This is a genomic window from Streptomyces sp. KR55 (assembly GCF_052245645.1).
GTDB lineage: Bacteria > Actinomycetota > Actinomycetes > Streptomycetales > Streptomycetaceae > Streptomyces > Streptomyces flavusporus.
Window position 1 is genome coordinate 1 of the sequence record NZ_JBQQCE010000423.1, and the last position, 8,595, is coordinate 8,595.

Below are 8,595 nucleotides of genomic sequence, written 5' to 3' on the forward strand. Positions count from 1 at the left end.
GGGTGAGCAGGGAGGCCACGGTCAGCCCCGACTCGGCCGGGTGACGCAGCACCTTGCCCGGCTCGATGCGGTACGTGTTGCTGCGCCCCGCACGCGTGTGGGACAGATATCCGGCCTGCTCCAGATCAGCAATGATCTTCTGCACGGCGCGCTCGGTCAGCCTGCAGTGTGCCGCGATGTCGCGCACGCGGGCGTTGTGGTCATCGGCGATGGCGGCCAGCACACGGGCGTGATTGGTGAGGAAGGTCCATCCGGTATGCGGCTCAGGCACTCCACCCATGCTCCAACCATACGACCGAGCGTTCCCGCATATCAAAACGCGAAAGTCGTTTCATGTATCCCTTGACGTCTTCCAGGTAGGCGAAGACTCTGGAGACGACGGCAGGCAGGAAATCCGAGGGAGCATCGGTCATGCCGGAGTCTCCGTTCTCCCCGCGGCCCCCCACAGCTGAACTCTCCGCCCGCACCGGGGCGGACGGCACCTCCGCGGCGCTGCGGCCGCGGGCACTGTCGATCGACACCCGCCCCGACGGCGCCCGCACGGTCGTGGTGGTACGTGGGGAGCTGGGTCTGCAGGTCGACGACGAACTGCGGGCCGCCCTACGCGACGCCCTCGGGGCGGCGGCCGAGGGCATCGACCTGGACCTGAGCGGTGTCGGTTTCTGCGACTGCTCGGCGCTCAACGTCCTGCTCGGCCTCCGCGAACAGGCCGTGGCCGAGGGCAAGACGGTGACGATCTGCTCCGTCGGGCCCGGCGCCGAGCGGCTGTTCACCCTGACGGGCACTCTGCCGCTGTTCATGCCCGGGCCCGAGAACTCCGACGGCGACGGAGACGGCGAGCACGCCCTGGGGGTCGAAGTCGTCCAGCTCCGCCGGGCCATGCAGACCCGGCCGACCATCGATCTGGCCCGCGGGGTGCTGATGGCCACGTTCGGTCTGAGCCCGCAGGACGCCTGGCAGGTGCTGGTGACGGTGTCGCAGCACACCAACACCAAGCTCCATCGCCTGGCCGAGGACCTGGTGACCGCCGTACAGGGGGATCCGCTGCCCGAAACGGTGCAGCACGAGGTGGCCGCGGCCGTGGCGCGACTGTCGCCGTAGCTGCGGGCAGTCGTGCCTCCCCCAGTGCCTTAAGGGCCTGGGGGGACCCCAGGGCGGCACAGGTGGGCGATGGGGGTCCCCCCGCTCGAGCGAAGCCGAGAGTGGGGGAGGTACCCCGCCACGCCGGGCTGCGCGACCCCCTTGCACGGCACTCAGTTCCCTGAGATCGATGCACTGAGTGCCATCACACCAGCCCGGGTGCTAGTTTCCGTCCATGAGCTCCAGCAGCACGGCCCCCGGCCGAGACGCCAAGGCACGGGCGGCGGACGCCAAGCCGCCGATGCGGGAAGCCCTGGTCGCGGCGGCGTTCCAGCTCTTCCTGGAGCGAGGCTACGAACAGACCACCGTCGACGACATCGTGGCCCTCGCGGGAGTCGGGCGGCGGTCCTTCTTCCGCTACTTTCCCTCCAAGGAGGACGTGGTCTTCCCCGACCACGAACGGTGCCTGGCCGACATGACGGCCTTCCTCGCGGCCAGCACCGGGGACGAGGAGCCGGTCGGGCGGGTCTGCGACGCGGCCCGCCTGGTGCTGGGCCTGTACGCCGAGAACCCGGCCTTCTCCGTGCAGCGCTACCGGCTCACCAAGAAGGTGCCCGGCCTGCGCGCGTACGAACTGTCCGTGGTGTGGCGCTACGAGCGCGCCCTCGCCGAGTACCTGCGCGCGCGCTTCGCGAGCCGCCGCGACGGGAACCTGCGGGCCGACGTGATCGCGGCCGCGGTGGTCGCGGCGCACAACAACGCCCTGCGTTCCTGGCTGCGTTCGGACGGGCAGGGCGACGCGACCGCCGCGATGGACCACGCACTGGGTCTGGTCCAGTCCGCCTTCGGCACCGCTCCCCCGCCCCCGGCCGACGAGCGGCCCGAGGACGTGGTGGTCGTCGTCTCCCGGCGTGGGGCGCCGCTGTGGCGTGTGGTGCAGGAGATCGAATCCACGCTGACCCGCGACTGATCCCGACGACGGGTCGCAGAAACTGAGGGTACGGAGTGTCTTTACGAGTGACACTCAGTGCCATACGCTGTGGCCGTGCACGGTGGCACGGCGAACCGCGCACCCGCGTGCACGGTGCGGCGTGCACGCGGATCTCCGGCCGAGCGCAGGGAGTTGACCAGCGTGTACCACCACTCAGGAAGCGTCACTCAGCAGGCATCGGGCTCCGCGGCGGGCGTCCTCGACCCCACGGCCCAGGACACGGACGCGATGCTCTACCAGCGCTGCACATGGTGCGGCACTGCCATGTACCACCGGCTGCTGTGTCCGGTCTGCCAGGGCAGTGATCTGCGGACGGAACGCAGCGGGGGCATCGGCACGGTCCGCCACAGCACGGTCGTGCACCGCAACACGCCTGCGGCGCGCAATGTGTCCCTGATCGAGATGTCCGAGGGGTTCGTGGTGCGGGGCCGCGTCATGGGCCCGCCGGTGGGCATCCACAGCGGGGACCGGGTACGGCTGTCCACGGCCAAGGACCCGGTGCGGGGCGAGCCGGTGTTCCAGCTGCTCGACGAGCCGTACCGGGCCTGGACCTGACGGACCGTCCGTCAGCCGGTCAGCGTCACGCGGATCCCCACGGTGCCGTTCGGTCCGCGCCTGAGTCGGCTGCCGAGCAGCGTGAGGCGGCCCACGACGCCGTACTTGCGGGCGATGAGCTGCCGATAGCGTGCCGTGGTCGCCGGGTCGGTGATCTCGGCGGTGGCCGGGACCTGGTCGCCGGTGGGGTTGCCGCGCAGGTCGCAGGGGCCGACGAGAACGTCCGAGCGGTTCCGTATCCGCTTGACCTTCCAGGAGTCGGCGACCGTCCAGACGCCGAGCGCGTCACCGTCGGCGACCACCCAGACGGGGGTGGGGACCGGGGTGCCGTTCCTGCGGTAGCTGGTGATCAGCAGGTACTTGCCGGCACCGAGCCGGTCCAGTGACGAGTCGTCCATGGCCGGAAGTGTAGGCAGGCCCGGCTCACCCCAGCGCGGCGGCCATCCGCCGTACCGCCTCCGTGATGATCTCCGGTGACGTGGCCAGGTTCAGCCGTACGTGCCCCACGCCCCCCACGCCGAAGGGGATCCCGGAGTTGAGAGCGACGCGGCCGCGGTGCAGGAAGACGTCTGCCGGGTCGTCGCCGAGGCCGAGCGCGCGGCAGTCCAGCCAGGCGAGGTAGGTGGCCTCGCCGGGCCGGTAGTCGACCGCGGGCAGGTGCTCGTCGAGCAGGTCGGCAAGCAGGCGCCGGTTGTCGTCGAGGCCCGCGAGTACGGCGTCCAGCCAGGCGGTTCCCTCGCGCAGGGCCGCGGTGTGGGCGATGACGCCGAGGTGGCTGGGGCCGTGGCTGACCTCCTCGGGCAGCCGGGCGAGGTCGGCGGCGGCCGCCGGTCCCGCGACGGCGAGGGCGGCCTTGAGCCCGGCGAGGTTCCACGCCTTGGACGCCGACATCAGCGACAGTCCGCGCTCGCCGCCCGGGACGCTCAGGTACGGCACGAAGTCGGCCCCGGCGATGACGAGCGGAGCATGGATCTCGTCGGCGACCACGCGCACGTCGTACTGCTCGGCGAGGTGGGCGACGGCGGACAGTTCCGCGGCGGTGTGCACGGTGCCTGTCGGGTTGTGCGGGCTGCACAGCAGGAACGCGGCCCGCCGTCCGCCCGCCACGGCCTGCCGGAAGGTCTCCTCCAGCGTGCCGAAGTCGATCCGCAGGTCGGGGCCGAGCGGAGCCTCAACCACCCGCCGGTCCATGTGCGTCACGAACTGGAAGAACGGCGGATACACGGGCGGATTGACCACCACGGCATCCCCGGGCCCCGTCACCAGCCTGATCATCTCCACGACACCCAGCATCACGTCCGGCACGATCGCCGTGCGCTCCACGGCGAGCCCGGCCCACCCCCACCGCTTCTCCGCGAAGTCGGCCAGCGCCTCGGCGTAGGCGGTGCCCGCGGGATAGCCGGTGTCGCCGATGGCGAGCGCGTCCGTGACGGCGCGCACGACGGGTTCGGCGAGCGGCACGTCCATCTCGGCCACCCACAGCGGCAGCACGTCGTCGGGGTAGGTGCGCCACTTCATGCTCGTACGGCGTCGCAGGAGCTCGAGGCCCAGGGCGCGCAACGGGTTCGGTTCACCGGACGGTTCGTGCAGGATCCTGGTCATGGGCACAAGATAGGTCGCTGTGGTGTGACCGGGAATCGGGAGGCCGGCAACCGTCTGCCGAGGAGCGGCCCGCACGACCGAACGAATTGAGCCGTTCGTCCTCCGGGTGAACGCGGCCGGGTCCCGGCACGTATGGAGGGAGGGCGCTCAACCACCCGGGTGCCCCGCGGTGTTGCAGCCGCGAGTTCGGGGTTCGGGAGCCATGCATGAGGCACGCACGACGACGGATCGTCCGGCGAGTGACACGGCTGGCGGCGGTCGGCGGACTTCTGCTCGGGGCGGGGATGGTCACCCAGGCCGTGGCGAGCGAACCCTCCGGCTCCCCGGGGGTGCCGAACGCCTCCCTCCGGTCGGCCGCGGGCACCGGCTCGGACCTCGTGGAGCGGCTCGGCACCGCCCGTACGGCAGGAACCTGGATCGGCTCCGACGGGCGACCGGTCGTCGCGGTCACCGACGAGGACGCCGCGGCCGAGGTCCGGCGGGCCGGCGCGACCGCGAAGGTCGTGCGGCACAGCATGCGTGAGCTGAAGTCGGCGACGGCGACACTGCGTTCGGCGCCGCGGGTGGCCGGCACGGCATGGGTGCTGGACTACCGGTCGAACGAGGTGGTGGTACAGGGTGACAGCACCGTCTCCGCCGCCGACTGGTCCGAGTTGACCGACGTCGCGGACGGCATCGGCGGCTTCGTGCGCATGGAGCGCACCGAGGGCACCTTCACCACACGCCTCAACGGCGCGCAGGCCATGCTCTCCACCGCCGGGCGCTGTTCCGCGGGCTTCAACGTCACCGACGGTGAGACCGACTTCATTCTCACCGCCGGTCACTGCGGCCCCAACGGTTCCGTCTGGTTCGCCGACAACCAGGGGAACGAGCAGGTGGGCAAGACCGTGACCGGGAGCTTCCCCGGCAACGACTACTCCCTCGTCCAGTACGCGAACGGCCGGGCCGGACAAGGCGCCGACGTCGTGGCCATCGGCGACGGGCAGGGAGTGCGGATCACAGGCACGGGTGAAGCGTCCGTCGGACAGCGGGTGTTCCGCAGCGGCAGCACCAGCGGGCTGCGCGACGGTGAGGTCACCGGCCTCAACGCCACGGTGAACTACCCCGAGGGCACGGTCACCGGCCTCATCGAGACGAACGTGTGCGCCGAACCCGGGGACAGCGGTGGGCCGTTGTTCTCCGAGGGGATCGCGCTCGGGGTGACCTCGGGCGGCAGCGGGGACTGCAACGCCGGCGGCACGACGTTCTTCCAGCCGGTGGGGCAGGCGCTGTCCGCGCTCGGCGTACGCCTGATCACTTCCACGCCGGAGCAGGGCGCCTCTCCCGCACCCTCCGCTTCGGGAACCCAGAGCGCGATCGCTCCCCCGGACGCGGCGGAGCCCGGGGCGTCGGCTCCGGTGTCCGGCGAGGACGTCTCGGCGCTGCTGTCCCGGCTCGCGGACCCCAAGAACGTCGGCCCGGGTCTGCTGATCATCGCGGGCAGCCTGATAGCGCTGGTGGCCACGCGGTGGATCCGGACGGAACAGGACCGCAAGGCCTACCAGCGGTATTACTCGGCGACGTGGGGTTGACGAAGGGGTATGCGAGGCGCCGTCAGGCCGGGGAGCACCGGCCGGCGTGGCCCTGGCCGGGCCGGCCGGTGCCGGCTGCCGGTCAGGCGGCCTGCGCCGATTGCGGCGTCGCGGCGGCCCACTCCATGACGAGGCGCTGGTACTCCTCGCGCTGCTCGGTGCTCAGTGTCCCGCCCGCCCGGCGCCACAGCGCCCGGATCTCCTCGTTGACCTCCGCGGCCGATCGCTCGGTGGCGGCTTCAACAGTGGTGGACATGGTGTGAAGCATACGGCGCCGGACGTGAAGGCGTTGTGAGTAATCACGAGCCAATCGGACATATCGGGCAGTGTTGCTGATCACGTCCATCTCTCCGAACCCGCCGGGGAGTTCACCCGTCCGCCGTGCCCAGCACGAGCACCTGGATGGCGAGAACGGCCGCACCGCGCGCCCAGTCGTGGAAGTCGGACACCCTGGTCTCCAGGTCGACCGGCGTGGCCAGCGGATGCCTGCGGGCACGGATCGTCTCCTCCACCGTGTTCCTTGCCACATCCATCAGGCCGACCCCTTCACCGGCGAGGAGGATCTTCTGCGGCATCGCGAAGTTGGCGATGTGGGCGACGAGGGTGCCCAGGGCCCGTGCGGCCTCGTCGACGACTCGGGCGGGCATGGGCTCCCCGGCCGCGGCACCGGCGAGGATCTCCTCGTAGCTGCGATCGCGCCCGGTGGCGGCCCGGATCTGGTAGCGGATGCTGGGGATGGTCAGCAGCGAGACCGCGCTGCCGCGGTCACCGTCGGGAGTGAGGGGCCCGTTGGAGTCCAGGATCCAGCGGCGCCCGAAATCCCGGTCCTCGTCGTCGGACGGCACGCGCCTGCCGCCCAGGACCAGCCCGTAGCCGATCCCGGCGCCGATGGTGAGGACGACGAACCGGTCCAGTCCGCGGCCCGCCCCGAACCAGGTCTCGGCCTCAACGAAGGCCGCGACGTCGTTCTCCACGACCACGGGCAGCCCGGTGCGCTCCTCGACGAGGGCGGCGAGCGGGATGTCGCGCCACTGCAGGAAGGGCGACTCCCCGACCACGGCCCGGTCCTGGACGAGTCCGCCCACACCGATACCGATGCCGGCGAGGCGGGGGTGGGCGTGGGCCAGCTCGGCGGTCATCTCCCCGAGCAGATCGGCGACTTCGCCGGGATCGTGGGTGGTGAGCGGGCGGTCATGGCGGGCGACAATCTCGCTCCGCAGGGTGGTGACGACGCCGTACACCATGTCCTCGGTGACCTTGAAGCCGAGGAAGGAGCGGGACTCGGCGACGATGTCCAGCGGCTGTGAGGGACGCCCCTGCCGGCCCTCGGCCGGCGCGCCGCCGTCGGGGACCTCGATCAGCAGTCCGGACTCGATCAGCGGCTTGGTCAGCCGGGTGAGGCTGCCGGGCGAGAGCCTCAGCCGGCGCGCGAGGTCCGAGCGGGACAGCGGGCCGTGGACGAGCACCTCGATCGCCACCGAGCGCTCCCCCGCACTCAGCGGCAACCAGCTGGCGGTACCTGCGGTCATGACGGCCCGACTCCCCAAGATTTTTTCACCACGGAAGTAATGAACCCCACATTAGACCGAACGGACCGGATCAGAAAGATGTCTGCACGCCTCTTGACGCATGGATTCTTTCGCCCCAAAAGTAAGTGGCCCGAGGATGAGCCGCCGTAGCCGAGGAGTCTCCCGATGAGCATCGCCTCCAGCAGTCCGCCGACACGCCGAGGTGACGGCCGTCTCGCGGCCGTGTTCCTGGCTCCCGCCCTGTTGGGTTTCCTGGTCTTCCTGCTGTGGCCGACGCTGCGGGGCGTCTATCTGAGCTTCACCCGCTTCAATCTCCTGACGCCCGCGGAGTGGGTGGGGCTCGACAACTACGACCGGATGATCCACGACCCGATCTTCTGGGACTCCCTGAAGGTCACCGTCGAGTACGTCGTCATCAACATCGGCATACAGACGGTGGCGGCACTCGCCATCGCCGTGCTGCTCCAGCGGCTGACCCGGTCGGCTCTGCTGCGGGGCATCGTGCTCACCCCGTATCTGATGTCGAACGTCGTCGCCGGCCTCGTGTGGCTGTGGATCCTGGACACCCAGCTCGGCATCGGCAACGAGATCATCAGTGCCCTCGGCGCCGATCGCATCCCCTTCCTCGCCGACGAGACCTGGGCGATCCCCACCATCGCCCTGATCAACGTCTGGCGGCACGTCGGCTACACCGCCCTGCTCCTCTTCGCGGGTCTCCAGGCGATCCCGAACGACATGTACGAGGCGGCCAGGGTCGACGGCGCGAGCGAGTGGCGGATGTTCTGGCGGATCACCATGCCGTTGCTGCGGCCGGTGCTGGCGGTCGTGCTGATCATGACGGTGATCGGCTCGTTCCAGGTCTTCGACACCGTGGCGGTGACCACGGCGGGCGGTCCGGCGAACGCGACCAACGTGCTCCAGTTCTACATCTACGGATCCGCCTTCGGCCGCTTCCAGTTCGGCTACGCCTCGGCGATGTCCGTCGCCCTGCTCGTCGTGCTCAGCGCGATCACCGTCCTGCAGTACCGGCTCACCCGGGCCGGCCGGACCGACCTCGGCTGACGGAAAGGAGACACCGACATGGCCGCCGTGACCACCGTGACCGCCACGACGACTACGACACCGCCCGGCATACGACCGCTGAAGCGCAGGTTCTCCCTCGGCCGGGCCGCCGCCTGGACCGTGATGGGCCTGATCGTCCTCATCACCCTGCTGCCGTTCTACTGGATCCTGCGCACCGCGCTCTCCACCAACGCGGGCCTGGGCG

At 70.6% G+C, this 8,595-nt stretch carries 10 protein-coding genes and 1 pseudogene; 6 read left to right on the forward strand and 5 right to left on the reverse strand.

All coding sequences use genetic code 11. The features are described 5' to 3' along the window. Nucleotides 1–280, reverse strand: a 280-nt coding sequence (locus ACTWQJ_RS40175) for a MarR family transcriptional regulator (RefSeq protein ID WP_443311377.1), incomplete at its 3' end; no start/stop codon positions are given. A gap of 131 nt (nucleotides 281–411) precedes the next feature. Here ACTWQJ_RS40175 and ACTWQJ_RS40180 point away from each other — a divergent pair. From ACTWQJ_RS40180 to ACTWQJ_RS40190, 3 genes are all read left to right on the forward strand, one after another. Next, the gene (locus ACTWQJ_RS40180) at nucleotides 412–1,101 is read left to right on the forward strand and encodes an ANTAR domain-containing protein (protein ID WP_443311378.1); all 690 of its coding nucleotides are present in this window, start codon (nucleotides 412–414) and stop codon (nucleotides 1,099–1,101) included. 214 nt (nucleotides 1,102–1,315) lie between these two features. After that, the gene (locus tag ACTWQJ_RS40185) at nucleotides 1,316–2,050 is read left to right on the forward strand and encodes a TetR family transcriptional regulator (RefSeq protein WP_443311379.1); all 735 of its coding nucleotides are present in this window, start codon (nucleotides 1,316–1,318) and stop codon (nucleotides 2,048–2,050) included. Between the two features lie 162 nt (nucleotides 2,051–2,212). Next, nucleotides 2,213–2,626, forward strand: a complete 414-nt coding sequence (locus ACTWQJ_RS40190) for a Zn-ribbon domain-containing OB-fold protein (protein WP_443311385.1) — start codon at nucleotides 2,213–2,215, stop codon at nucleotides 2,624–2,626. 11 nt (nucleotides 2,627–2,637) lie between these two features. On the opposite strand, the gene ACTWQJ_RS40195 is transcribed toward ACTWQJ_RS40190, so the two are convergent. Beyond that, nucleotides 2,638–3,024: a PPOX class F420-dependent oxidoreductase gene (locus ACTWQJ_RS40195; protein ID WP_443311380.1), complete on the reverse strand. Its 387-nt coding sequence runs from the start codon at nucleotides 3,022–3,024 to the stop codon at nucleotides 2,638–2,640. 25 nt (nucleotides 3,025–3,049) lie between these two features. Continuing rightward, nucleotides 3,050–4,228, reverse strand: coding sequence for a MalY/PatB family protein (locus ACTWQJ_RS40200; protein WP_443311381.1), 1,179 nt, complete (start codon nucleotides 4,226–4,228; stop codon nucleotides 3,050–3,052). Nucleotides 4,229–4,434: 206 nt separating this feature from the next. Here ACTWQJ_RS40200 and ACTWQJ_RS40205 point away from each other — a divergent pair, with 206 nt between their 5' ends. Further along, nucleotides 4,435–5,799: a S1 family peptidase gene (locus tag ACTWQJ_RS40205; protein ID WP_443311382.1), complete on the forward strand. Its 1,365-nt coding sequence runs from the start codon at nucleotides 4,435–4,437 to the stop codon at nucleotides 5,797–5,799. An 82-nt stretch (nucleotides 5,800–5,881) separates the two neighbouring features. Here ACTWQJ_RS40205 and ACTWQJ_RS40210 read toward each other — a convergent pair whose 3' ends face one another. Then, nucleotides 5,882–6,067 (reverse strand): hypothetical protein, encoded by a 186-nt coding sequence (locus ACTWQJ_RS40210; protein WP_443311383.1) that lies wholly within the window; start codon nucleotides 6,065–6,067, stop codon nucleotides 5,882–5,884. A 100-nt stretch (nucleotides 6,068–6,167) separates the two neighbouring features. Then, entirely contained in the window at nucleotides 6,168–7,328 is a 1,161-nt protein-coding gene (locus ACTWQJ_RS40215) for an ROK family protein (protein WP_443311384.1), read from the reverse strand. Nucleotides 7,329–7,493: 165 nt separating this feature from the next. Here ACTWQJ_RS40215 and ACTWQJ_RS40220 point away from each other — a divergent pair, with 165 nt between their 5' ends. Both ACTWQJ_RS40220 and ACTWQJ_RS40225 read left to right on the forward strand, forming a co-directional pair. Beyond that, entirely contained in the window at nucleotides 7,494–8,390 is an 897-nt protein-coding gene (locus ACTWQJ_RS40220) for a carbohydrate ABC transporter permease (protein ID WP_224736263.1), read from the forward strand. Between the two features lie 18 nt (nucleotides 8,391–8,408). Continuing rightward, nucleotides 8,409–8,595 (forward strand): annotated as a pseudogene (locus ACTWQJ_RS40225) (carbohydrate ABC transporter permease); the annotation flags it as partial.